This is a genomic window from Sphingobacterium sp. HMA12, assembly GCF_002933815.1.
Taxonomy (GTDB): domain Bacteria; phylum Bacteroidota; class Bacteroidia; order Sphingobacteriales; family Sphingobacteriaceae; genus Sphingobacterium.
The window spans coordinates 24,213-48,855 of record NZ_BEYR01000001.1; the positions used below are offsets into that span (position 1 = coordinate 24,213).

Annotated in this window: 18 protein-coding genes and 4 tRNA genes; 14 read left to right on the top strand and 8 right to left on the bottom strand. The window is 39.0% G+C overall.

Going from position 1 to position 24,643, the window contains the following annotated elements:
• The first annotated feature begins 13 nt into the window (after positions 1–13).
• Positions 14–1,204, top strand: coding sequence for a phosphoglycerate kinase (gene pgk / locus HMAT_RS00110; protein ID WP_104380812.1), 1,191 nt, complete (start codon positions 14–16; stop codon positions 1,202–1,204).
• A gap of 281 nt (positions 1,205–1,485) precedes the next feature.
• Positions 1,486–2,328, top strand: coding sequence for an endonuclease/exonuclease/phosphatase family protein (locus HMAT_RS00115; RefSeq protein WP_104380813.1), 843 nt, complete (start codon positions 1,486–1,488; stop codon positions 2,326–2,328).
• On the opposite strand, the gene HMAT_RS00120 is transcribed toward HMAT_RS00115, so the two are convergent.
• Entirely contained in the window at positions 2,325–5,012 is a 2,688-nt protein-coding gene (locus tag HMAT_RS00120) for a hypothetical protein (RefSeq protein WP_233789066.1), read from the bottom strand. The two genes, HMAT_RS00115 and HMAT_RS00120, sit on opposite strands and share 4 nt — an antisense overlap.
• Before the next feature lie 806 nt (positions 5,013–5,818).
• Between HMAT_RS00120 and mgtE the strand changes: the two genes are divergently transcribed.
• The 5 genes from mgtE (at position 5,819) to HMAT_RS00150 (ending at position 8,785) form a co-directional block, all read left to right on the top strand.
• The gene (gene mgtE / locus HMAT_RS00130; protein WP_104380815.1) at positions 5,819–7,195 is read left to right on the top strand and encodes a magnesium transporter; all 1,377 of its coding nucleotides are present in this window, start codon (positions 5,819–5,821) and stop codon (positions 7,193–7,195) included.
• A 253-nt stretch (positions 7,196–7,448) separates the two neighbouring features.
• Positions 7,449–7,522 (top strand) — tRNA-Asn (locus HMAT_RS00135).
• A gap of 49 nt (positions 7,523–7,571) precedes the next feature.
• Positions 7,572–7,645: transfer RNA gene (locus tag HMAT_RS00140), tRNA-Asn, on the top strand.
• 94 nt (positions 7,646–7,739) lie between these two features.
• Positions 7,740–7,813, top strand: a tRNA-Asn gene (locus HMAT_RS00145).
• Positions 7,814–7,870: 57 nt separating this feature from the next.
• Positions 7,871–8,785 carry a PfkB family carbohydrate kinase gene (locus tag HMAT_RS00150; protein ID WP_104380816.1) on the top strand — a complete coding sequence of 305 codons (915 nt, stop codon included), beginning with the start codon at positions 7,871–7,873 and terminating at the stop codon, positions 8,783–8,785.
• A gap of 7 nt (positions 8,786–8,792) precedes the next feature.
• Here the strand turns inward: HMAT_RS00150 and HMAT_RS00155 are convergent, their stop codons facing one another.
• The 3 genes from HMAT_RS00155 to murB form a co-directional block, all read right to left on the bottom strand.
• Entirely contained in the window at positions 8,793–9,038 is a 246-nt protein-coding gene (locus HMAT_RS00155; protein ID WP_199768502.1) for a cytochrome b5 domain-containing protein, read from the bottom strand.
• Between the two features lie 32 nt (positions 9,039–9,070).
• Positions 9,071–9,580 (bottom strand): RNA polymerase sigma factor, encoded by a 510-nt coding sequence (locus tag HMAT_RS00160; protein WP_077432474.1) that lies wholly within the window; start codon positions 9,578–9,580, stop codon positions 9,071–9,073.
• Between the two features lie 261 nt (positions 9,581–9,841).
• Positions 9,842–10,858: a UDP-N-acetylmuramate dehydrogenase gene (gene murB / locus HMAT_RS00165; RefSeq protein ID WP_104383225.1), complete on the bottom strand. Its 1,017-nt coding sequence runs from the start codon at positions 10,856–10,858 to the stop codon at positions 9,842–9,844.
• Positions 10,859–10,962: 104 nt separating this feature from the next.
• Here murB and HMAT_RS00170 point away from each other — a divergent pair, with 104 nt between their 5' ends.
• The gene (locus HMAT_RS00170; RefSeq protein ID WP_104380818.1) at positions 10,963–11,577 is read left to right on the top strand and encodes a TetR/AcrR family transcriptional regulator; all 615 of its coding nucleotides are present in this window, start codon (positions 10,963–10,965) and stop codon (positions 11,575–11,577) included.
• Here HMAT_RS00170 and HMAT_RS00175 read toward each other — a convergent pair.
• Both HMAT_RS00175 and HMAT_RS00180 read right to left on the bottom strand, forming a co-directional pair.
• Positions 11,574–12,560: a YpdA family putative bacillithiol disulfide reductase gene (locus HMAT_RS00175; RefSeq protein ID WP_104380819.1), complete on the bottom strand. Its 987-nt coding sequence runs from the start codon at positions 12,558–12,560 to the stop codon at positions 11,574–11,576. The two genes, HMAT_RS00170 and HMAT_RS00175, sit on opposite strands and share 4 nt — an antisense overlap.
• Before the next feature lie 30 nt (positions 12,561–12,590).
• Positions 12,591–14,783, bottom strand: a complete 2,193-nt coding sequence (locus HMAT_RS00180; protein WP_233789067.1) for an FUSC family membrane protein — start codon at positions 14,781–14,783, stop codon at positions 12,591–12,593.
• Between the two features lie 258 nt (positions 14,784–15,041).
• On the opposite strand from HMAT_RS00180, the gene HMAT_RS00185 reads away from it, so the two are divergent.
• The 4 genes from HMAT_RS00185 (at position 15,042) to HMAT_RS00200 (ending at position 19,658) form a co-directional block, all read left to right on the top strand.
• On the top strand, positions 15,042–17,618 hold the full coding sequence (locus HMAT_RS00185; RefSeq protein ID WP_104380820.1) for a phosphoenolpyruvate carboxylase: 2,577 nt from the start codon (positions 15,042–15,044) through the stop codon (positions 17,616–17,618).
• Positions 17,619–17,693: 75 nt separating this feature from the next.
• Positions 17,694–18,239, top strand: a complete 546-nt coding sequence (locus tag HMAT_RS00190) for a hypothetical protein (protein WP_104380821.1) — start codon at positions 17,694–17,696, stop codon at positions 18,237–18,239.
• Between the two features lie 382 nt (positions 18,240–18,621).
• Positions 18,622–19,500 (top strand): exopolyphosphatase, encoded by an 879-nt coding sequence (locus HMAT_RS00195; RefSeq protein ID WP_104380822.1) that lies wholly within the window; start codon positions 18,622–18,624, stop codon positions 19,498–19,500.
• A 74-nt stretch (positions 19,501–19,574) separates the two neighbouring features.
• Positions 19,575–19,658 (top strand) — tRNA-Leu (locus tag HMAT_RS00200).
• 96 nt (positions 19,659–19,754) lie between these two features.
• On the opposite strand, the gene HMAT_RS00205 is transcribed toward HMAT_RS00200, so the two are convergent.
• Positions 19,755–20,207, bottom strand: coding sequence for an SRPBCC domain-containing protein (locus HMAT_RS00205; protein ID WP_104380823.1), 453 nt, complete (start codon positions 20,205–20,207; stop codon positions 19,755–19,757).
• Between the two features lie 84 nt (positions 20,208–20,291).
• Positions 20,292–20,882: a DinB family protein gene (locus tag HMAT_RS00210; RefSeq protein WP_104380824.1), complete on the bottom strand. Its 591-nt coding sequence runs from the start codon at positions 20,880–20,882 to the stop codon at positions 20,292–20,294.
• A gap of 318 nt (positions 20,883–21,200) precedes the next feature.
• Here HMAT_RS00210 and HMAT_RS00215 point away from each other — a divergent pair, with 318 nt between their 5' ends.
• The gene (locus tag HMAT_RS00215) at positions 21,201–21,809 is read left to right on the top strand and encodes a TetR/AcrR family transcriptional regulator (RefSeq protein ID WP_104380825.1); all 609 of its coding nucleotides are present in this window, start codon (positions 21,201–21,203) and stop codon (positions 21,807–21,809) included.
• Between the two features lie 75 nt (positions 21,810–21,884).
• Positions 21,885–24,638, top strand: a complete 2,754-nt coding sequence (locus HMAT_RS00220; RefSeq protein ID WP_104380826.1) for a carboxypeptidase-like regulatory domain-containing protein — start codon at positions 21,885–21,887, stop codon at positions 24,636–24,638.
• Positions 24,639–24,643: the final 5 nt, after the last annotated feature.

Genomic DNA, 24,643 nt, shown 5'->3' on the forward strand with positions numbered 1-24,643 from the left:
TTAAAGTTACATAATGAAAACAGTAGACGATTTAAATTTTGCAGGTAAAAAAGCCTTGGTTCGCGTAGATTTCAACGTTCCTTTGGATGAGAATTTCAATATTACGGATGATAATCGTATTCAGGGAGCTGCTCCGACAATAAAGAAAATTTTGAATGACGGCGGAAGTGTGATATTGATGTCCCATTTAGGAAGGCCAAAAGATGGTCCTACTGATAAGTATTCATTAAAACATATTGTTGCTCACCTTTCTAAGGTGTTAGGTACAGAGGTTCAATTTGCCAATGATTGTATTGGAAATGAAGCTGTAGAAAAAGCTTCGGCATTGCAAGCTGGACAAGTTTTATTACTTGAAAACCTGCGTTTTTATAAAGAAGAAGAAAAAGGTGATGTAGGATTTGCCGAAAAGCTTTCAAAGTTAGGTGATGTATATGTGAATGATGCTTTTGGAACGGCGCATAGAGCACATGCTTCAACGGCGATTATCGCACAGTTTTTCCCTTCAGCTAAATATAGCGGTTATTTGATGGCTGCTGAAGTAGGTAATGCGGAGAAGGTGTTGAATAATCCGGTTAGACCGTTTACAGCGATTATGGGTGGAGCGAAAGTTTCTGATAAAATCCAGCTGATTGAGGCATTATTGGATAAAGTGGACAACTTACTGATCGGTGGAGGTATGGCATATACGTTTATCAAAGCAAGAGGTGGCGAAATCGGTAAGTCATTGGTGGAGATGGACAAGCTTGACCTAGCAAATGAATTGGTAAAGAAAGCGAAAGAAAAAGGAGTAAATTTGGTTATTCCTACAGATGCGCAAATAGCTGATGCATTTTCTAATGATGCAAATGTATATGATGGTCCAAATGATCAGATTCCTGCAGATCTTCAGGGCTTAGATATTGGTCAGGATTCGGCAGCGAATTTTGCGTCTATTATCAAAGATTCAAAAACAGTTCTTTGGAATGGTCCTATGGGAGTTTTTGAGTTTGATACTTTTGCAAAAGGTACGAAAGCTGTGGCCGATGCAGTTGTCGAGGCGACGAAAAATGGTGCATTTTCTTTAATAGGAGGTGGAGACTCAGCTGCTGCCGTAAGTAAATTTGGTATGACCGAAGATGTCAGTTACGTGAGTACGGGTGGTGGCGCATTGCTGGAATATATGGAAGGAAAGGTTCTTCCCGGTGTTAAAGCACTGGAAGATTAATAGCTTTTAAAAAAAATAGTATGGAAAAGGGATAATGTTGTGTTATCCCTTTTTTATTGCAAAATGTTTCTTATACATGTATTAAAACTTGTATCTGTGGAGGAGCATACTTTAGTATTAGGCACCAATGGTTTGAAAAAGACAGCTTTGGATTAGAATGAGCTATATTTTCTCGCTAATGTCAGATTTAAATCAATTATCTGTTAAATATCTGTATGGCAGTGGCGAGTATTTACTGTATTTCTTAAATTTATCATGACATGATTATATAGGTTTTATTGATGGATGCTAATCACAAAAAAGATAAAGATAGTTCGGGTTTTTTTTCGGTGTTGACTTATAATGTAGCGGGATTGCCGGGGTTTATTTCTTCTGCGATTACAGGCAGGAGTAGGAGTATTGCTGAAATAGGCAAAAAGATTAATCCTTTTGATATTGTGAATGTTCAGGAGGATTTCAATTATAACAATAGTCTCTATTGGGGCGGGAATCAACACCCTTACCGTACCAAGCCTAAGGGGCGTGTACCTTTTGGAGACGGTCTCAATACCTTGTCCCGTTTCCCGATGTCGGATGTTGTGCGAGTCCCTTGGAAAAAACGTACCGGAGCCGATTTTCTGACCCCGAAAGGTTTTACCTTGGTCAAAGTGGAGATCGTTGCGGGAATATGGCTAGATGTCTACAATGTACATGCGAACGCGCAGAACAGTAGACGGGCTTCCAGTGCGAGAAGGGATAATCTTAATCAGTTACGTGATTACATAGGCGAGAATTCTAGTGAAAACGCGCTGATTGTCATGGGGGACTTTAATGCACATTATAGTTTCGGTGATGATAACCTGCACGATTTTATGGAGTCAACCACATTGGTGGACAGTTGGGTTGAACTACAGAACGGAGGACTTGTGCCAGAAGCGAAGCATGCATTTAAACCGCCTCATATGCTGTCAATCGGTAATCAGAGTGAATCAATAGACAAGATTCTCTATCGCAGCAATAGCCATCTGAGTTTGAACGCCCGTGATTATAATATCGAAAACAACCTATTTACGAATGTCAGGGGCTTGCCTTTGTCAGATCACTATGCTTTGGCGGCTAATTTTAATTGGGCTGTTCATTCTTAATAGGTGTAATTTAAACTTACCGTTGGTACGATGCGCTGTGTTGCTGTATTGTCATTGATGTAAGTTCCTTTCACGACAAACTCAAAGTCGGGCAGCGGATATCTAAAAGCATTGAAATCAAAGGAAAGGTATCCTCCGAAGCTCTTAGGTGCTGCTTCTTTGTGTTTATGGATGTTCTGATAATCTGCAAATACACCACCTTTGATACGTTTTACGTAGGCTATTGATCCTACCCCAAAATCAGGATAAGCAATAGGAAATCTATAGTTGATCAGTAAGGTATTTTTCACTGTCTCATATTTATAATAACTAAATCCGCTGACTAGGGGAATGTCGTTGATGTATTCATAGATACCTGTTCCCGCCTGTGCACTTAAGCGGATCTGAAATCCATGGTTAGTCATTAATCCGGGGAGATAGAATACTGCTCGTGCTGATAGAATTTCACCTTTGGCCTTGTTCTCAAAAGGGGTGTGCCTATAGGTTACACTAAAATTCTGCCCCCATCTCGGATATTGATCCATCGTTGCCATGCGCGCGTTTCGGTTGAAATAAAGTTGGTAAGTCAATGGAAATGCGGTCTCGTAATTAAAGTTTTTAAGGTCATTGCGACTTAGATTGTAGCGTTTCAAATAGGCTGTGGCAAAATTGAATCCTGTTGAATAATTGTAATCAAGTCTATAAAAAGACAATGGAACGGAAATCTGTGAAGAAACGTAATGTTCTCTCCAGTCAAATCTAATACTGCTGTCTGGTTTGTTGGGGATCGTTGCTGCTGCGATCTGACCCCTATTTTCATAACGTAGTGTGAATTTTGGGAAATATTTATTATACGTTAGCTCGGCTGAATAGATACCCTTTCGGATGTCTGTGTCGTATTCATAACCAAGTGCAATTTGGGTGGTGTTTAAAATGTTATTTGAAAGCCAAAAAATACCCGGTTTGAAATTATCGAAACTTTCAAAATTACTGCTGCTTAGCGAAAGACTGTGGAAGTTGAATGTTCGGCCGAGTCCTTTGTAAGGTGTGATGATGTATTTTTGAGTAGTATCCGATGCAATGGTGGCCATATTGAATATACTATCCTTTTGTACGGCTGCAGCATAATAATGAGAAAAATAATCGGTTTCTGGTTTGATTTCAAAGACGGTGTCTATGCTTGTCTGACTGATTTTATAGCCGTTATACTGGTAGTTGTTAAAAAATAATCGTTTGGTGTCCTTGTCATAAAAGGGATTAAAGGCACCAAATGGCGCTTTGGTCAAGAGTTGTTTAGCGCCTGATTGTCGATCTATCTTGTAGATGTTATCAATACCATTAAAGTTTGCTTTGACTAGAATGTTCATACCCGGAAGGTATTGAGGTCGTTCGTATTGTTGGTTGCCCCAAGGAGTCAGGTTTGTGATTTTATCATTTTTTAGATCAATCTCACAGAGTGCCGTTCCAATTTCTGACAGGCGGATCGCAATGATTTTATCGCCCGCAGCGTTAAATGCAGGATGCTGAAGCTGCTCCGATCCCGGTGTTTTTATACGCTTGATTACAGCGCCGTTTTTAAGGCTTATGAGCGTAAGATAGCTTGTGTTGGATAAATCTACTTCGATGCAGGCGATGGACTCCTCTACGGGGCTAAATACGGGTGAGTAATACCGGGATTGTTTGGTAAGTGTTTTAATTTCTCCCGTTTTCCGGTTCATTAAGTTGATGACATTGTATGTTCTCTTGTTATAACGGGGGTCTTTTCGGAGTTCGTCCCATACGATATATGTGTTATTAATATCGAAATGCGGGGTCAGCTGGATGCCTGTTTTTACAAGTTGAGATTCCGATTTCTTATCTTTGTCATAAGCATATATTGCATTTGTTTTTTCTGGATTTTGCTTAATAAAGTAAATCAAATGACCACTTGATTTTGGTAATAGATTGTTGTTATAATAACGGTCATTTCGACCAGTAATTTCAGCATAATTTTGGGCTGAATAATCCGCTGTTTTTATCTTCCATAACGTGTCCAATTTTGCGATCGTCTTGTTAAATAAGTAACTGCTGTTTCCCCCTATTTTTTTCTTCAATACACGGTTGATATTATACGGGTAGAGCGGACGCTTGTTGAGGTCTGAAAATAAATCTGCTTCGTAATTTGATGGTAGTTCAGACTTCAGTGTTGATGTCATGAGATAGCCAATCGTATAGTAACTGGGAACAATATCCTTAAATGATCCGAGTAAGTATTTGTTGAAACTGTAGTTGTGTTTAGATTGGAAGTTAGCTTTGATCGGCATTTCAAAAGAAGGCAATCGCCCCCTTCCACCATGAGAATAAATGGTTTCAGTTAGCGTGGCGTCACCTTCAAAAAACCAAGAAGGGACAGTGAGCCCATAATAAGCTAAGGCGAGTTGTTCAAAAAAAGGGGCGTTTAATTTTCCTGTCAATTTGTCAAATTGGCTAACATGTCTAGACTCGTGGAGGATCAGGTTAGGTAGCCAAGTTTGGTTGTCGGGCTCAGCTCCGGCGGTACTATATAGTTCGGATTTTCGAGGAGATAATTGCACAAAGCCATTTGTTTGTAGGTTCGTGTTGTGGATAATAAAAGGAATTTTTCGAGGTGTTATTTTGTAATTTCTACTTGTTGTGTGCAAGGAGTTGAGTACCTGATTTGCTAGGGTAGGGGCTTTGCCTTTCATCTCTTCTGGAAAAATGAGTTTAAAATTTGGGGTTTCAATTTTGAACCATTTCTGACTTAAAGGGGCTTGGCTGTCTTCAAAAAACTGTGCGAAAGTTTTTTTTGAAGATAGTGTTAATATGAATGCTATTAAAGTGTTGGAAATTATATTTTTATATCTCATATATAAGGCTGATTTATGGGTTGCTATTTTTTTTAGCTAAATATTTCGATTTTATATAAATCTTAAGTTTATATTAATTTGTAAAATATATTGATTTATATATAGTTATGTTGTTGTTTTATTTGCAGATTTTGTTGTTTATTTATTATTTTTGTTTGACTTTAGTTGGCTGCTTTCGTCGTGAAAATTCGTTTTTCAACTGGAAAGAACGATGTGACGAATATACTTAAATATTCATCCATAAGATAGCGTCTGCGGGAAAATATCTAAATATTTTTTACTGATATGAATTTTATAGATGCGACCTGACCAAGCTGCGGTTTTTGGAGTTTGCGACTTTTGGGTTGCTTCAAATTTTGTGGTCGGTTTTATAAAGATGAAAGCCTGAAGGACGATTTTAATGAGGGATTGACCCACCATCTTTTTGTTCGAATTTTGGGGTTGTTTTTTAATGTATTTGGTAGTGACAAAATGTCATTACCTTGAGAAGGTTCACTTTTTAGGTACATTATCAAAAGTGAAAATTCACTGCGGTTTTGATATCTTTTTATTATTTATTTTTTTATTCAGAATTTACTTTAAAAAAGCGATTTTTGTAACATATAATTTGTACCGATGTAGGATTTTAAAATCGAAAGGAAGATATGGAAGAACTGGAAATGCAGGTAAGTCAAATAGAACAATTGATAGCAAAAGAAGACTTTGTTGGGCTGGAGGAATTTCTAAATGAATTGAATATTTCTGAGGTAGAGGAACTGATCGATGAACTCCCTGAACATGGTCCACTCTTTATCGAATCCTTAAATTTGAATCGTGCAGTAAACGTTTTTCGTATCCTGGATTTTCCTACTCAAAATCGAATTTTTAAAAAACTTTCTAAGGGTAAAATAAGTGCATTAATTAATGAATTACCTCCTGATGATCGGACCTCTTTTTTCTCCGAAATGAAGGATGATATTAAGCACTTAATATTACTATTGCCGCCCAAAGATCGGGTAGAAGCACTGGCGTTATTGGGGTATCCAGAAGATAGTGTCGGACGCTTGATGACTCCAGATTATATTACGGTAAAAGCGCACTGGAGTATCGAAAGAATATTGGGACATATCCGTCGATATGGGAAAGATTCTGAGACCATAGATGTGCTTTATGTCATAGATTCAAATGGTAAACTGATCGATGATATTCGTATTAAAGATGTTTTGATGGCGGAGCCCGATACGATCGTAGGTGACCTCATTGATTACCGTTTGATTTCCCTGAATGCTTATGATCCGCAAGAGGAAGCAATTAATATTTTCCGGATGAACAATAGGGTTGCGCTTCCGGTTGTGGATGGGCAGGGGGTGATGCTTGGGATCATTACGGTAGATGATATCTTGTGGGTAGCCAATGAAGAGTATACCGAGGATATGCAGCGTATTGGGGGAACCGAGGCATTGGATGAACCTTATTTAGATGTTTCAATTAAAAACCTCGTGAAAAAACGAGCTGGCTGGTTGATAGTTTTATTTCTAGGGCAGTTGTTGACCGCGACGGTTATTGAGCATTTTGAAGAGCAGATGGCTAGTGCCATCATGTTGTTCGCTTTAATGCCGGTTATCATTTCCAGTGGCGGCAATAGTGGTTCACAGGCTTCGACATTGATCATACAAGCGATGGCATTGGGTGAGGTGACTCTGTCGGATTGGTGGCGTGTCATGCGGAGAGAGATATTGTCTGGTCTGCTGCTTGGGCTTATTTTAGGAGCATTGGGCTTTTTAAGGATTATGGCCTGGCAGTCTTTTGCACATAGCTATGGTGAATATTGGGTATTGGTCGCTTTAGTAATTTCATTATCCTTGATCGGTGTTGTTCTGTGGGGTTCGCTTATGGGGTCCATGCTACCCTTTGTGATGAAAAGATTGGGAGCGGATCCAGCGAGCTCATCGGCACCATTTGTGTCTACGCTAGTTGATGTTACAGGACTTCTCATTTATTTTACGGTGGCGACACTTATTCTCAAAGGGGTGTTGCTATAAGGTTCGTTTGAATTGATTCGTTGAGAGCAATCGGTAAATGTGTCTTTTTGTGTGGCGGTAAAAGTTGGATTATGCTGTTTGAATTGCTTAAAGAAGGTTTTTGCCCATGATTCGACAAAAGAAAAATAAATTATTCTAGTTGGATTTTAGGAAGTTGTAAAAAATGTGTTCAAAAAATTTGTAGTATTCTAATAATCTTCCGATACTTGCATCACGGAAACGCGATAGAGTTTCCGGAAAAATTGAAAAATACTCCTGAATAGCTCAGCAGGTTAGAGCATCTGACTGTTAATCAGAGGGTCGCTGGTTCGAGCCCAGCTTCAGGAGCAATTAGAAACTTACATAACCGGAGTTTTTAAAGTATTCAATTTTTCATTCCTGAATAGCTCAGCCGGTTAGAGCATCTGACTGTTAATCAGAGGGTCGCTGGTTCGAGCCCAGCTTCAGGAGCGATAGGCAAATGATAAAATTATTTGCGAATAATATAAAAATGTGCTATTTTTGTGCATTCGATGAGGAAGGAGTTTCTCATAAAAATAAAAATTCCTGAATAGCTCAGCAGGTTAGAGCATCTGACTGTTAATCAGAGGGTCGCTGGTTCGAGCCCAGCTTCAGGAGCAATATTGAAACCGGCTTTATGCCGGTTTTTTTGTTTACCATGCTTATTAAAAAACTATGAGTTTAGTAATTATTGGTACGGTGGCTTTTGATACAATTGAAACACCGTTCGGTAAAACTGACAAAATTCTAGGTGGTGCCGGTACGTTTGCGAGTATAGCGGCATCCTATTTATGTGATCAAATCAAATTGGTCAGTGTTGTTGGAGAAGATTTTGGAAGCCGCAATCTTGCCCTGATAAAAGATCATGGCATCGATGTATCAGGTGTTCAGATTATACCGGGTGGACAAACATTTTCCTGGTCTGGAAGATACCATAATGACATGAATAGCCGGGATACGCTAGCAACGGACTTAAATGTATTAGCGGATTTCGATCCAATTATTCCTGATAGTTATCAAGATTGCGAATATCTTTTGTTAGGCAATCTAACTCCACAAGTACAGTTAACGACCTTGGCCCGCCTGAAAAGGAAACCAAAACTCGTTGTACTGGACACGATGAATTATTGGATGAATGTTGCTTTGGATGATTTAAAGAAAGTGCTTGCGGAGGTTGATGTTTTGACGATCAATGATGCTGAAGCCAGACAATTATCAGGTGAATATTCATTGGTCAAAGCAGCGAAGGCTATTTTGGGGATGGGACCAAAATATTTGATCATAAAAAAGGGCGAGCATGGCGCTTTGCTTTTTGGCGAGAATCAGATTTTTTCGGCTCCAGCACTTCCTCTGGCAGATGTATTTGATCCTACGGGAGCAGGAGATTCATTTGCCGGCGGTTTCATTGGTTATTTAGCCAAGGTAAAGAGTATCAATTTTACCAATATGAAGAATGCCTTGATTTTCGGATCTGCACTGGCTTCTTTTTGCGTAGAAAAGTTCGGTACAGATCGTCTCGTGGATCTTACAGAAGAGGATATACAGAAGCGCCTGAACGCTTTTGTAGCCCTTTCCCAATTTAATTTATAGATTTTTATTAAGTCTTTAGGATTCCGATTATCTGAAATCTTGGAAATACACTATCTGAATGAGGAGCGTCTTTAAGCTCCTCAGTTAGATCCTGGCCTGCCCAGTGTTCATAGTGCATGCCGTTTTTCCAAAGTCTACTGTCACTGACATCATAGATATAGCCTTTGTAAGCGACCCAGATCTGAGGCTTATCCTGACCATTTCGTAACGCAAGCTGACTCTTGCTATATTCGGGTAATCCTTCTTTTTCCATCACAATCTGTAAGAAGGCGAAGATAGAAAAAACTAGGCGACTTTATAAGCAGATAGTGACCGTTTCATCAATTTTCTAGCCACATGTATTCTTGTCTTTACAGTCCCGATAGGAATGTTTAAATGTTCTGATATCTCATGGTATTTAAATCCTTCGAAATAGAGGGAAAAGGGGATGTAGTATTCTTCTGAAAGATTAGCTAAGGCTTCGTGAATATCCTCCATGACAAACTTACTTTCTCCCTGGTTACTTGAAGCGGATATTAATAGATTTGAATTGGAAATATCTTCATCTTTTGTGATAAAGGAGTTTGTTTTTACAATCCGTCTATAATTATTTATAAACGTATTTTTCATGATGGTATAGAGCCAACCTTTTAGGTTAGTGCCTTCTTTAAAATTTTTGAAATAGGTTACAGCTTTGAGGATGGTGTCCTGTACAAGATCATTTGCATCTTCATAGTCGCTGGTAAAATTTCTGGCGTAGAGTTTTAGTGAGTCCGATTGCTCAATAACCATGCTGTCAAATTCATTCTTTGTCATAGCTTAATGAATTATAACTGTTCTTTTTAGGAAACAGTAAGTTTATAAAATGCGGTTCGTTAAGTATGAGGCAAATAATGCGCCAAAATCCTTAAAAATGGATTTCTTAATGTAATTTTAAGATTATTTTAAGGCATGCAATCGTATGTGTATATTAACCTTAAGTAAATAAGAGTGGCTTTGGTTGATGTTGAGATGAAATAGACGCTGTATTATTGTTCTTTTAAGTTTCAAAGCTGTACAAATATTTTTTTTGATTCTTTATAATAAATTAACTTCGCGCTCGAGCGTGATACCAAATTTATTTTGTACATCTTTAATAATTTGGACAGAAAGGTTGTAAATTTCCTGACCGCTAGCATGTTGTCTATTTATTAGTACAAGCGCCTGATTTTTCCAGACACCAGCTTGTCCATATTCTTTACCTTTCCAGCCACACTGTTCTATTAACCATCCAGCGGCCAGTTTTGTTTGTTGGTCTGGCATGGGATAATGTGGAATTGTTGGATAAAGTGCCAATAGCCTTTCAAAGTTGTCTGCTGAGATCACAGGGTTTTTAAAAAAGCTTCCGGCGTTGCCAACTGTACTCGGATCCGGTAGTTTCTCCACACGAATTTTTGATACTACGGTTGCGATATCGGCGATGGAGGGTTGTGTTATATTTTCTTTTACGAGTTCAGCTTCAATGGCACCGTAGCTTGTATTTATTTTAGGTGTAAGGCTGAGTTTATAAGTCACCTCCGTGATAATAAAGCGACCTTTGTGCTCAGTTTTAAAAATACTGTCACGATAAGAAAAATTACAGTCTTCCTTTTTGAAGGTTTTAAATGTGCCCAGTTTGGTGTCAAAAGCTTCGCAGGCATGAAAAACATACATTAATTCAGCACCATAAGCACCGATATTTTGTACAGGGGATGCACCTACGGTCCCTGGAATAAGAGCCATGTTCTCTATGCCCGCATAATTGTGCCTGATACAATGCCAAACAAAGTCGTTCCAAATTTCCCCGGCTTTCGCGGTGACATATACATGATCCGATTCAATTTTTGACTGTATACCTTTGCTGGCCATTCGGATAATGTATCCTTCAAACGGTTTGGTGAATAAAACATTGCTTCCCGCGCCGAGAACAAAAAAGTTTTCGTTGAAAAGTCCTTGTTTAAAAATTTCGGTCAATGTTTCATTATCATTCACATCGATTAAGAAATTTGTCTTTTCTTCTATTCCAAATGTATTGAAAGGTTTCAAAGAGATATTCGATTGAATGTTTAATTTCATATTGACTTTAGTTTTCAGAAATTCAAAAAAATCCGCTATCTTTAGCATGATAATCGGTAAAGATAGTATAAACCGTTTATTTAACGATAAAAAATATAAGTTTAATGGGTAATGCAGATGTAAAAAGGATCAAAATTCTAGAAGCTGCAACAAGGCGCTTTGCACACTTTGGAATGGCTAAAACGACAATGTCGGAGATAGCTAAAGATCTTAATTTTTCAAAGGCGCTGCTTTATTATTATTTTCCCGACAAGAATAGTCTGTATTCTGCTGTTTTTGAGTATGTTATTGATAAGATGATTGAAGATATCGAAGCTGTTATCGATAAAGGTGGCAACTTTGAAGAAATCATGATGTACTCTATTGATATGCGTGTCAAGGCAATCAATCAATATTACAATTTGTTTGAATATACCATGAAGATGGTTAAAGAACTTCCGGATGAATTGGAGCAAGTGTTCAAAGAATCTTATCTGCGTGAAGTTGAAATCATTGAAAAAATTCTTAAGATTGGAATAGACGCCCAAGAGATTCAAGTAGATGATCTGAATGAGACAGCCCGTATTCTATTGTATTCGTTATTTGGTATGCGTATGGGGATCTTGAAAGACATGAAAAATATGCTCTTCCCCACGAAAGAAGAATTTGATCATATCCTCAGTTTACAGAAGAAAATGATGAAAATCTTCTTAAATGGTTTACGGTATCAACAGCGTTAAATCGGTATTTTTTGTATATGTTCGATGATCTGCCTAGCGTGGATACGTGAATTTTCAATAAACCAAAGGTGGGTATTTAATCCACCACATACGACCCCCGCTAAGTATAGGCCCCTTATATTTGTTTCCATCGTCTGCTCGTTATGATAGGGGATACATGGGGCCTGTGTTGGAATGTCAACTCCTATTTTGCGTAGAAAGTCAAAATTTGGCCGATATCCGGTCAGCGCAAGAACAAAATCATTTTCGATCTCAAGGGGGCCTGTCGGCGTTTGAATAGTGGCACTTGTTTCGGTAACCGATGTTAATTCACTATTGTAAAGTACATCAATTTCTCCCGCTGCAATTCTATTTTCGATATCCGGCTTTACCCAATACTTGACTCTTGGACTGATTTCATTGCTCCGAATAACCAATGTTACCTGAGCACCTTTTCGAAATGTTTCAAGGGCGGCGTCTATGGATGAATTGCTTGCTCCTACAACAATTACCTTCTGTCCACTGTAATAATGCGGATCATTGTAATAGTGTCGTACTTTGCCAAGTTCTTCCCCTGGGATATTGAGTAGCATAGGAATGTCATAGAACCCCGTAGCAATGATGACCTTTTTTGTGGTGTAATTGCGTTTATTCGTTTCGACGTTAAAATAAGTAGCCTCTTTTTTTGTAATATCCAATACTTCTTCAAACAGGTGGGTGTCCAGTTCAAATTTTTGTTGGATACGTCTGTAATATTCCAGGGCTTCTGTTCTTCGGGGTTTTGGATTGGTGGTTACAAAGGGAATATCTCCGATTTCCAGCCGCTCAGAAGAAGAAAAAAAGGTCATATTTTGGGGATAGTTATAGAGCGAATTGACTAAACATCCTTTTTCGAGAATAAGGTAATTGAGATTGGCCTGTTTCGCTTCCAGGGCACAGGCGAGACCGATGGGGCCTCCTCCAACGATGATAATGTCATAAGAAGCTTTTATATGTTCACTCATAATGTAAATTTCGTGAATTTTTGGGATAAATTAGCTTGCCAGCTTAGATAATTCTGCTGCTTGTTCGGCAGCGCTTTTGTCATGGAGATCCTGAACAATCTTATTTAAGTCCTGGGCAATCTTATACAGGAACTCCAACTGCTCTTCCAATAGCTTTCCGTCGGCAGAATTGATGTCACTATTGTCAAAGCGATGGTTCGATATTTCGATTTCCATGGGCGAAAACACAGTACTGGAGTCTGATGAATAAAGCAATTGAATAGATTGATCCAAGCTATTTAATATTTTCCGTATGGTCCGAACATGGTCTTTGTTAAGGTAGTTATTGTCCATTTCATCCAGATGATTCATCAGCGTGACAGAAAATGAGGCCAGAATATGATTGAATATAACAAACTTATTGACTTCTTTGCTGTATTTCTGCCTTTTTTTGGGTTCAGTCAACATACGTTGAAAAGTGGATCCCATATTTGCGGTTTCGACATACACGGCTTTTCTGGCTAATTTGTAATCTGTAATCGATGGAGCCTGGCCTGCAATTTCCTTTAATGCCTGAAAGATGTAATTGTAATTGGCAATCAAAAGTTTGCGCATGGATTCTTTCACTTGCATGCTCTCCCAATTTGGAAAGATAATATAACTGGACAGGAAGGCAATCATGCCACCAATAAAGGTGTCTAAAATACGTTCTTTAGTGACCTCAAGGGTGTTGGAGCTTACGAAACTAAGCATGATCAACACATAGGGGGTCATAAATAGCACTGCAACTACATAATTGACTCTAAATAAACTGTATGCTGTCAGGAAGAAAAATACCAGCAGCACGAATAGTATGGTTGGATCATGTATCGTCAATAGGATGACGGCTCCGATCAGTCCACCGATGGTCGTTCCGATCAGGCGTTGTATGTTACGCTCTTTCGTAAGGCCAAAGCCCGGTTTGAGGATGACCATAATCGTCAATAGTATCCAGTAGACATTGTTGGTGATGTTGGTTGTCTCAAAAACGTAGTAGGTGACCGACATCACGATTGCCATGCGGCAGGCATGTCTAAAGATCGTCGATTTTAAGGTCAGGTTTTCACGGAATTTCTTCAGGTCGATGGCTGAACTTTGGACGAAACGTTTAGCGTCATCAATTTCTTTCTTTTTGATGTCGTCGGGTTGCAGGTGAGCATAGCCGTAGATATTTTTTATACGACGGACCAGATCACGTAAATTGATCAGTACTTTACGCAGGGCAAAGGTACTGTATTGATTTTCTTTGTCGAGCTGATCAATTTTAGCATGAAGACGTGTGAGGTCTGCATCGAAATCATATAGGGGTTTGGGCTGAATATTCGTGTTGAGCTGGTAGGCCAAATTGTCGAGCTCATTCGTGTATTTTAAAATAACGTTCTTGAAGTCCTCTAGGATACCCGTGGGGCCGAAACGTTCGCTAATTGTATTGTAATCATAATGCGCGGCCATACTTTGCTCAAATAGATCCACAATATCATTAAAGATCAAGGTGAGATAACGTCCTACTTTTGTGGTGTCTTTAATGGATCTTTTGCTCTGAAACAGCAAGTCTCTAACGTTTTCCTGATGTTGATTTACTTCAACCTGTTTGTCAATCAGTTTCAGGTAGTTTTTATCATTATCGATTTTAGCATCGTAAAAATTAGCTTTCAGCCGAATATAATCAGCTACATAACGAATAGTTTCTGCGAGTTCTTGCTCAGCTAGCCTATAAGGGCGTACCTGTGTGATGGAGAGACTGATTGCGATATACCAAAGCCCGCCAAGGGTGTAGAATCCGAGGTAATTAATTGCCTGCTCGAAGGGATAGTGTATCTGCACATGGATCAGCATCATTAATATACACATCAAACCTACATTGGCTGCCCGGCCATTAAATACGGCAAACATCGCAAAGATAAAGCAGGCGATTCCGATAAAAATGGCAAGGAGATATACATTTTGATTGACAATATTAGTCAGTATAAAAGTCAAGGTAGTCAGTATGGCCCCGGCAAACATACCTTTGCGTCTATGGCTTGGCGCTCCGGGGGTATCGGATAGCCCAACTAAAAGGGCGCCCAGGGATACAATCGTTCCATTGGTAAACTGGCCTATGGTAGCAAAGATGAGGACAGGTACAATGCATCCGATGGTAATTCGCAGTCCATCCGCAAAATATTGACTATAAAAAAAACTTTTTATTTCTTGTGTCTGTTTCATAATGTATAGCACAAATATACGAGATAAGGCTATATTAGCCTGAGGTTTCCTGCTTGTTACGATAATATAGTAAAAACGAAAAATTACGAATTTTCATTAATATCTTTATAATATTTTGATGTTTTTTTTGATTAATTTATATTTTTTTATTTGTTTAAATATAATATTGCTATATTTGGTGCATAGGGTAATTTCAGATATATTACAGAAACTCAAGAGTCACCTAAACTCTCTTGACCATTTTTCAAAGATTTAAATATGAAGCAAAGTAAAAATGAAGCCGTCTTTCAGGACGAGGTATTGACACGCTTTGAGCTTTTTAAAAGTTTGTTTTTAACGTTGCCATTTCAACGTGTTAAGGATACTGGTACTTTATTGCCATTTTTTGCAAAGCAATGTGAGAAGGGGGTTGATCAACACTTAACTCCAGATGAGATCATCAAGAGTTTTTTTGATCAGCATGAAGAGTTTTCTTCAGAAGAACAGCGTATTGATTTATTGTTTCGTTTTGTCCAGTATATAGAACGTCAAGTGGTATTGTTTGATGCGATAGAGGATTCATCATTTCAAGTGGTGGGCCGTGGCGACGATGAAAATGTTTTGGGGGCATTGATCAAAAATGCAGAGGGCAATGGTGATATGCGACGAAAAATCGTTTCCAAATTAAAAGATTTTTCCGTCCGTCTGGTCCTTACAGCACACCCTACCCAATTTTATCCGGGGCCGGTATTGGGGATTATCAATGATTTGATTGACGCGATAAAGACTAACGATATCCATAGTATACATCTATTACTGCAACAACTCGGCAAAACGCCATTCATCAATAAAAATAAACCAACGCCCGTAGATGAAGCAGCCAGTTTAGCCTGGTTTCTGGAAAATGTATTTTATAAAGTCGCTTCAGAGATCCAGTCTTTTATTGACGATGAATTGGATGTCGATACCGAGGAGGTAAAACAGCTCATCGAATTGGGCTTTTGGCCAGGAGGAGACCGTGACGGAAATCCGAATGTCAGTGTTGAGAGCACCAAGAAGGTAGCGGCTTTATTGCGTACTATTTTGTTTAGATGTTATTACCGCGATTTCCGTATTGTAAGACGCCGTATTACGTTCAGAGGGGTCGAAGAATATATGGAAAACTTGCAGACCTTATTTTACGACAATAGCTTTAATCCTGTTGAAAATCCAAAAGATGAAACAGATAATATTATTACGAACTTAAAGGCTATTAAAAATGTTCTGGAAGAATATCACAATGGTCTTTTTGTTGAGATTGTTGATGATTTGCTTCGTAAGGTAATGACATTCGGTTGTTTTTTCACAACTTTAGATATCAGACAAGATAGCCGTATTCTTCGTGAAGCAACAGCATATCTAATCCAACAGAATCAGGAGGCTACCGGAGTTCCATTAAATTACCTGGAACTGAGTGAGGTCGATAAACAAAAAGCATTGAAATTTAAGGAGCTGGATCTTACTGTCGCTGAGGATGCAGATCCATTGACGAAAGACACTTCCGGTGTGATCAAATTGCTCAAGGAGATCCAACGTTCGGGTTCTGAGCGCGCTGCTCAACGTTTTATCATTAGCAATTGCCAACAGGCAAGTGATATTCTGGGATTACGGCAGCTGTTTTTGTGGTCTGGCTGGAAAAAAGATGCATTAACGATCGATTTTGTTCCCCTGTTTGAAACAGTGGATGATTTGACCAGAGCTGCGGATGTGATGAAGACTTTATACAGTAATAAAGAATATAAGGCACATTTGAAGTTAAGAGGAAACAAGCAGACCATTATGCTGGGTTATTCGGATAGCACAAAAGACGGGGGATATCTCATGGCGAATTGGTCAATCTATCGCGCAAAAATCGAGTTGACAGCCATCTCTCGCGAATATGATGTTGATCTTGTCTTTTTTGACGGCCGTGGTGGTCCCCCAGCGCGTGGAGGAGGTAAGACACAACGGTTTTATGCTTCCATGGGTAAGGAGATTGCCAATGATCATATTCAATTAACAATCCAGGGTCAGACAATCAGTAGCCAGTATGGCTCATTGGATACCGCTCGATTCAATATAGAACAGCTTCTACATGCCGGTATTATCTCAGATTTGAAACAACGCGTAGGCGATACCCTGACCAAACATCAACAAGAGATTATTGATAAACTGGCCGAATTGAGTCATCATAAATTTATGGACCTTCGTACCAATAAGTTATTTCTGCCTTATCTGGAAACGATGTCTCCGTTGAAAGCACTTTCATCCATCAATATTTCAAGCCGTCCTGTGAAAAGGAATTCGGGACGTGAGTTACGCCTCGAAGATCTACGTGCGATCAGTTTCGTTACTTCGTGGAGTCAGTTGAAACAAAATATTCCCGGATTTTATGGGGTAGGGACAGCTTTGCAATGGGCTGAGAAGAATAATCTATGGAAAGATGTGCAACAGTTGTATGTTTCATCGGGATTCTTCCAGACCTTGATTGACAACTGTATGATGTCCATGACCAAATCGAACTTTGATATCACGGCCTATATGAAGGAAGATAAAGTCTATGGTGAATTTTGGAAAAATCTTTATGCAGAATATCAGATTACTAAAGAATACCTGTTAAAACTTAGCGGTACGTCCAAATTAATGGAGAATTATCCGGTAGACCGTGAGTCAATTTTGGCCCGGGAGGGTATTGTGTTGCCACTATTGGTGATTCAGCATTATGCGATTCGTGCACTCAACTCGGATAAGCTGGATGAGGCACAACGGGAGGATTATTCAAAGCTGATCGCGCGCACAATATTCGGTGTGATCAATGCAGGAAGAAATGTTGCTTAATTTTTGCTTCTTTTCGCGGATTAGGTTTCGAAGAATGTATATTTTATCTACTTTTGTATAGTTAACAAAATTGATATGAAGATTAATAAGTTATTTATTGTAGCTGCTTGTGCAAGTACTGTATTTGCGTCTTGTGGTGAAACAGCTGCAAATAGACAGCGTCAATATGCCAATGCATCTTTAGCAGATGGTGATGCCTTTGCAATGATTAAATTCGTTGGCGAAGAGGGAAACTATTTAGTAAATCTTGCTGATGTGGCGGCAAAACAGTCTACTTCAACAGAAGTGAAGAATGTAGCGGCTAAAATTAAAGAAGCTTATGCTACTGTATTGCCTGAGTTGGACGGTTTGGCAAAAGAGCTGCATGTAGGGGATGCCCAGCGCGGTGTACCGGCGTTTCAAACTCCGGCGTCAATCGGATCAGACAGTACTGCGGCATTCAATGATAAAGCGTTTTTAGCATTGGTACTGGAAAAACAAGGTGAGATCAATAGCAGATTGTCCCATGAAGAACATAATACCAATAAAGAGGTTATTCATATTTCGGAAGAATCTTTGAAAAAAGTTGAAGAAATCTATCAGTTGGCTGGTGGTAAAGTTGAAGGACATGGCCATCACTAAGTAGAGATTATATAAGAAGAAAAGGAATATTTACCACGGTGAATATTCCTTTTTTTATGCAATTGTTTCCTTGTCTACTTCGTCGATAAATAATTGGTCTATAATAGCATTTAAGACCTATGGAGAGGAGATCGAACTGCACTGATGTTTTATACGATTTTCAAAAGATTTCTGAACCTCATTTTAAACGTTGTAATTAAAATTGGATTTATTTTCGGGATGTAATAGATACAGTTTTCTATTAGCTATAGGAGAATCAGAATAGAAATAATTTGTTGAGTTGTTAAATTAATAATAACTTAACATTACTATAATACAGTTGTTAATAACTGTGTTTATTTTAGCATGATTTAATCAAATAATATTTAAGAAACAATATAACGTGAGATACGCTGCTATAGACATAGGGTCCAATGCGGTCCGTCTTTTGATCGCTGATATCATTGGCCAAAAGGATCAATACAATTTTAAAAAAAATACGCTTTTACGTGTTCCTTTACGTCTGGGCGATGATGCATTTATTCAACAGGAAATTTCTCCCAGAAAGGCGGAAAGTTTGATAAAAACAATGAAAGCATTTCGTGAATTGATGGATGTTTATCATGTGGAAGACTATATGGCTTGTGCAACGTCTGCGATGCGTGATGCTAAAAATGGTGCCGATATTGTTGCGGAAATTAAAAAAAATGGGATCAATATAGATATTATAGAAGGGGCTAAGGAAGCTGAGATTATCTACAATAGTCATTGGGATAATAAGATGGAAAAAGATAAGGTGTATCTTTATATTGATGTTGGTGGCGGTAGCACTGAATTGTCTTTATTTGCGAATGGGGTTCTGGTGAATTCGAGGTCCTTTAATTTAGGTACCATACGTATCTTGGATAATCAGGATAAAGTAGAGACCTGGGATGAACTCAAAGAATGGGTTCGAAGCAACACGCATATGTATAAACAGGTTATCGGGATAGGAACTGGTGGCAACATCAATAAATTGGCTCGGTTATCCAATGAGAAACTGGATAAGCCGTTGTCTTACGCAAAATTGAAAGCGGTATATGAACATTTATCGTCTTTCTCTCTGAAGGAACGTATTATTTTACTGGGTCTCAATGAAGACAGAGCGGACGTCATTATCCCTGCGAGTGAGATTTTTCTGACGATTATGAAGTACGGCCGTTTAAAACAAATCATTGTTCCCCGTGTTGGTTTGGTTGATGGTGTAATTAGAACCTTGATCAATAGGAATTTAGTGAAATAATGCATTAAAAAGCATTTTTCGACTTGCAAAAGAAGGAAAAATCTTTATTTTTGTGATACCAAAGGTGAATATGAGCCCAGGTGGCGAAATTGGTAGACGCACCATCTTGAGGGGGTGGCGCTTGTATGGGCGTGGCAGTTCGAATCTGCTCCTGGGCACTTAAAAAAGGCCAAATCTTATTTAAAGATTTGGCCTTTTTTCTATTTCAACTATAGCATCTTTTTTTAAAAAGAAGAAAAGATTGAACCTGTCAATTACGATTTTTCACTGATTTCTTTAAGTATTTGTAAAGCCTTTGGCCAGGTTTCGTCAAAATAGTCTAGATACTCCTCATTGGTATCTACATCGACTTTTAGTAATGTTTTACCTTCGAGATCCGTAAAGGAATAATTTTCAAGCGAACCGGCCCAACCTTCGACTGCCGGGCCTTCTGTCACTTCTTTGCCCTTATCTAATATGCCGTAGTGACGAATAGATACATATTTATTGGGAATATTTTCGGCTATTTCCGCCACCATACCTTCTTTTTCACCATCTTTATTAATACCGGTAAAATAGATTTTGGCACCTTTGTCCCAACTGCCTTCAAAGTCAGATGTTGGATTGAAAGCAGCGGTCCACTTTTTATACGTTTCTTTTTCAAGCATGGTCTTGAATACATGATCGACCGGCGATTCGATGGTGATCTGATAATTCATTTTCTTCATAATCTTATTGTTTTGGAAAGTTAGGGTCCGCTTTTACCTCTGCAATCTGTTTGGTATGTCTGGCACAATGTGCGGCGATAAACATTAAACCTTGATACCCGTCGACGACGCCGGTTGGGTAATCGTTGATATGATTGCGAAGGTCTTTAGCGTCTGCCTTTTTATGTAATCGATCACTGGTTGTCGCGCAGCAAGAAAATCAGCTAGCGCCGTTTTTGAATCTTTGTATATACCGGTTGGCTGAAGTTCTTTAGGCGCCTGAAATTTATGGCTTCGATCTGTAATTGTCGTTTTTAGATTGTCGTCGGTCATTTGCACTTCGCCTTTTCTTTCTGGTTGGGGAGCTTTTGTTAATGATGCTTTTGCCATATCAAATATCATTCGTTCAGAAAGTACAATATGTTCCAGGCATTGGCTGATTGACCATTTGTCTGGAGCAGGTTTAAATTGTAACTGTGCCTCACTAAGTCCTGCAACCTGTTTTTCGAGTTCGTTCGTTGTCTCGTTAAAGTACTGCAATAGGGAATCTGTGCCCTCTTGTTCTTTTGTGAGCATACTTTGTTCATTTGCTTCAAAAGGATAGCGCTGACTTGCCATTTGCTTTGGAGCTGGGGTGGATGAAAGGAGTACTGCGCTAAAGCCGGCAATCGCTATCATATTCATAATCTTGTACATGTTTATAATTTTTTTAATTGTTGAACGTCACTTTCTCTTTACAATTATAATTCATTTTTGTTTTTTTATTCTTTTCATAAGGCAAGAAAATAAATGATAGGGAGCATGCATTTAAAAGCAATGTTTTTTGCGATAGTAATCTAAAACTACTTACGAAATGTTAAATTTAACTTACAATAAGAATAGTGCGGAATGAATAGGAAGACTTAATAGCTTATTTAAACGACTATGGACAAGATTCATTTTATATATTTTCAATTTTCAAACATTTTATTAAAATGTTTGAAAATTGAAAATATATAACTAACTTTAATTCAGATGAACAAAAAGGAACAGGTTAAGTTGCGGATTGGTCAGGCCGCAATGGAGTGTTTTGAGCGATATGGCTTGGAAAAGACAACATTGGACGATATTGCAAAAGCGGTTGGATTGAACAAAACTTCGCTTTACTATTATTACAAGAACAAGGAAGATATTTTTATAGAGGTTGCTATCCGTGAGGGAGAGTCCTTTATAGGAACGTTACAGCAGAGTACATTGAAGAAAAAGGGAGTAGAGCATCAGATAGCCTTCTATCTGGAATCAAGATTGAACTATTATACGAATGTACTGAATATGAACCGGGTATCGGTAGAATCTCTGGATAAGATTTTACCTCGGTTTTTTGAACTATATGATGCGATGATGGTGCAAGAGAAAGACTTTCTGACAAAGCTTTTACTGCAAGCCGCCGTTCAAGAACAGCTGGATATGGAAGATCCGGAAAATACGGCCTCGGTATTAATCAATTTTGCCAACGCGTTAAAGCATAGTACCGAGCAACAAGCAATCCTAAAGAAGCAAGTCGAAATCGACTATACGCAAAGCCTTCGGGATACTAAATTTTTGGTTTCCTTGATTTTTAAGGGAATCAGAAAGCGAGGATGATAACCTGTTTTAGGGAATCATGGATGGGGTAAAGTGAAGCCTTGAAGCGATTATTATACGCTAACCAATATAAACATGAAAAAAATTACCTTATTCATCCAGATTCTCTGTTTCTGCGCTCCATTGTCGTTGGTTGCGCAACACACAATAAACGGGCGCGTACGTAACAGCCTAACCGGAGAAGCAGCTTATGCCGTCTCCATACGTGTAAAAGACGGTAAGCAAGGCACATTTTCGGACGATCGAGGTCGTTTTCAATTGAAAACGAACAAAGCTTTACCACTAATCCTATCTATTTCTGCAATCGGTTTTGAACCCAAAGAGATTGTTGTTGAAAGTACGGCTTCCACTTTGGAGATTCCGCTGAATGTTTCGCCAATCTTAGGGCAAGAGGTGGTGGTGTCAGCAAGCCGAACGGTGCAGACCAAACTTTCTTCTCCGGTAACTATTGAGCAAATCAATATTAAAGATATCCATAATGCTGCGCAGATAAATTACATGGATATGTTACAGGGGCTGCGAGGAGTTGATGTTACCGTATCGAGTATTGGTTTTACGAGTGTCACTACACGCGGATTCAATACGAGTGGAAATACAAATTTTACGCAAATTGTTGATGGGATGGACAACCAAGCTCCAGGCTTAAACTTTCCATTGGGTTCTGTGATTGGCTTGACCCAACTTGATGTCGATAATATTGAGCTTTTATCAGGCGCTTCTTCTGCGTTATATGGCTCACGGGGACTCAACGGAACGATGATTGCGACAGGTAAAAATCCATTCAAATATCAGGGATTAAGTATATTGGTAACTCAGGGAGTCAATCATATATACCCTAAAAAGAACAACGATCCAGTCCCCGCTTCACCCTACTATGACTGGTCTATCCGTTATGCCAGGCAGCTCAGTAATCGGATTGCTTTTAAGATTAACGGTCAATATACACAAGCAAAGGACTGGGTTGCCAATGATGGGACGAACAAAAACGGTTTGGGTACAGCGCTCACAGATCCCAATTATAATGGTGTGAATAGGTATGGAGGAGCAACTTCGGTAGATATCAATCCTTTCCTGGAAGCTGCTCTTGCAGGAAACCCCGATTTGGGGCCTATTGTTGAACCTCTACTTGCTCATCCAAATTATGTCTCACGTACAGGCTACCCTGAGTATGGATATCTTGATAATCGGGCAAAGCTTTTTAAGGTAAATGGTGAATTTCGCTATAAGATTTCGCCTGATATCGAAGCGATTGCCTCAGCAACTTTTGGTACTGGAAATATTGTCTATACCAATGATACCCGCTATCAGTTAAAAGGATTTAAAGTGGGGCAATATCGTTTGGAGGTACGGAGTGACAAATGGTTTGTTCGGACTTATACGACTCAGGAAAATTCAGGCAAAACATTAGTGGCTGGCCCAACGGCCCAATACATCAATGAGTCCTGGAAAAAAAGTTACGATGGTAATGTAGGGGGCTGGTATCCTGAATATACTACCGGCTTTCTTCAGGCACTGGCCTCGGGGGCAGCACTTACAGATGCTCATCTCCAAGGACGCAGCTTGGCGGATCAAGGACGTGCGGAACTCGGTAGCGCATTATTCAATAAACTTAAAGACAGCATTAGCAATACGCCAATTTCTGATGGGGGGACGCTATTTCTGGACCGTAGTAAGCTGTATAATACCGAAGCACAGTATAATTTTTCGGATCATATCAAATTTATGCAGGTCATAGCGGGCGTAAATTGGCGTTTATATAGCCTGAATTCTAAAAACACTTTATTCCCGGATAAGGATAAACCGATTCACGTCAATGAGTATAGTGTCTACCTTCAACTCGCGAAAAAGATCATGGAAGAACGGATGCATATTGCTACTTCTTTTCGATATGATAAGAATACCTTGTTTGCTCAACCGAAACTTACATCGCGAGCATCGATGGTATACGAAGTGCAAAGACAGAATTATTTACGTTTCTCTTATCAAAATGCGTATAGTTTTCCTTCAAATATTCAGGCGCTCCAAAATACAATGAACGGTTATAATAGCTTTTCATCCGGTGGATCCTCGTTCTTATTGATTGATAACTATCAATTTGACCGTTATCCTCCTTACACATTGGAAAGTGTCCAAAAATTTCAGGCGACAAATGATCCGAAGGTACTTCAGCTATTCAAGTTTGACGATATAAAGCCACAGTCCGTAAATGCTTTTGAACTGGGATATGCGGCCATGATTGGAAAGCGTGTCATGATTGATGTATTAGGTTATTTTTCAACATGGAAGAATTTTATTGGTTATGCCAATGTTGCAAATACACCGGGCACTGACGACATCAATGCTTTTAAGGATCACACGACCTATGTCCAATATAATGTGGCTTTTAACGGTGGAGAAACTGTCAATACATATGGTTATGCCGCAAGTGTGAGCGTAGATCTCGGTAAGAATTTTATGACAAAGGCAAACTATTATTCGGACTATCTTAAAAACAAAAATAACAGTCAGATCAACAACTTTAATACACCGAATTATCACGTCAATTTTGAATTTGCAAATAGTGGATTCGGTAAAAAGCAGGTCTGGTCCTTTAGTACATCTCTTCGTTATAAGCCCGGATATTATTATGTTGTTTCAGGCGGTCTGGCGGCAGGACAGGTGCCCAGCTCCGCAGTAATTGATGCTCAGGTGAGCTATAAGTTTATTAAAGCCCGTTCTGGCATTCGTATAGGTGGAACGAACATTACGAATAAATATTATTCTACTGGTATCGCAAATCCTCGCATCGGTGCGGTGTATTACGTCACCTATGCTTATAATATTCTTTAACAAAA

Excerpts from the sequence above, each read along its gene's own strand:
- pgk (WP_104380812.1), top strand. The coding sequence starts at position 14 with ATGAAAACAGTAGACGATTTAAATTTTGCAGGTAAAAAAGCCTTGGTT.
- HMAT_RS00115 (WP_104380813.1), top strand. The coding sequence starts at position 1,486 with ATGGATGCTAATCACAAAAAAGATAAAGATAGTTCGGGTTTTTTTTCG.
- HMAT_RS00120 (WP_233789066.1), bottom strand. The coding sequence starts at position 5,012 with ATGAAAGGCAAAGCCCCTACCCTAGCAAATCAGGTACTCAACTCCTTG.
- mgtE (WP_104380815.1), top strand. The coding sequence starts at position 5,819 with ATGGAAGAACTGGAAATGCAGGTAAGTCAAATAGAACAATTGATAGCA.
- HMAT_RS00150 (WP_104380816.1), top strand. The coding sequence starts at position 7,871 with ATGAGTTTAGTAATTATTGGTACGGTGGCTTTTGATACAATTGAAACA.
- HMAT_RS00155 (WP_199768502.1), bottom strand. The coding sequence starts at position 9,038 with ATGGAAAAAGAAGGATTACCCGAATATAGCAAGAGTCAGCTTGCGTTA.
- HMAT_RS00160 (WP_077432474.1), bottom strand. The coding sequence starts at position 9,580 with ATGACAAAGAATGAATTTGACAGCATGGTTATTGAGCAATCGGACTCA.
- murB (WP_104383225.1), bottom strand. The coding sequence starts at position 10,858 with ATGAAATTAAACATTCAATCGAATATCTCTTTGAAACCTTTCAATACA.
- HMAT_RS00170 (WP_104380818.1), top strand. The coding sequence starts at position 10,963 with ATGGGTAATGCAGATGTAAAAAGGATCAAAATTCTAGAAGCTGCAACA.
- HMAT_RS00175 (WP_104380819.1), bottom strand. The coding sequence starts at position 12,560 with ATGAGTGAACATATAAAAGCTTCTTATGACATTATCATCGTTGGAGGA.
- HMAT_RS00180 (WP_233789067.1), bottom strand. The coding sequence starts at position 14,783 with ATGAAACAGACACAAGAAATAAAAAGTTTTTTTTATAGTCAATATTTT.
- HMAT_RS00185 (WP_104380820.1), top strand. The coding sequence starts at position 15,042 with ATGAAGCAAAGTAAAAATGAAGCCGTCTTTCAGGACGAGGTATTGACA.
- HMAT_RS00190 (WP_104380821.1), top strand. The coding sequence starts at position 17,694 with ATGAAGATTAATAAGTTATTTATTGTAGCTGCTTGTGCAAGTACTGTA.
- HMAT_RS00205 (WP_104380823.1), bottom strand. The coding sequence starts at position 20,207 with ATGAAGAAAATGAATTATCAGATCACCATCGAATCGCCGGTCGATCAT.
- HMAT_RS00210 (WP_104380824.1), bottom strand. The coding sequence starts at position 20,882 with ATGTACAAGATTATGAATATGATAGCGATTGCCGGCTTTAGCGCAGTA.
- HMAT_RS00215 (WP_104380825.1), top strand. The coding sequence starts at position 21,201 with ATGAACAAAAAGGAACAGGTTAAGTTGCGGATTGGTCAGGCCGCAATG.
- HMAT_RS00220 (WP_104380826.1), top strand. The coding sequence starts at position 21,885 with ATGAAAAAAATTACCTTATTCATCCAGATTCTCTGTTTCTGCGCTCCA.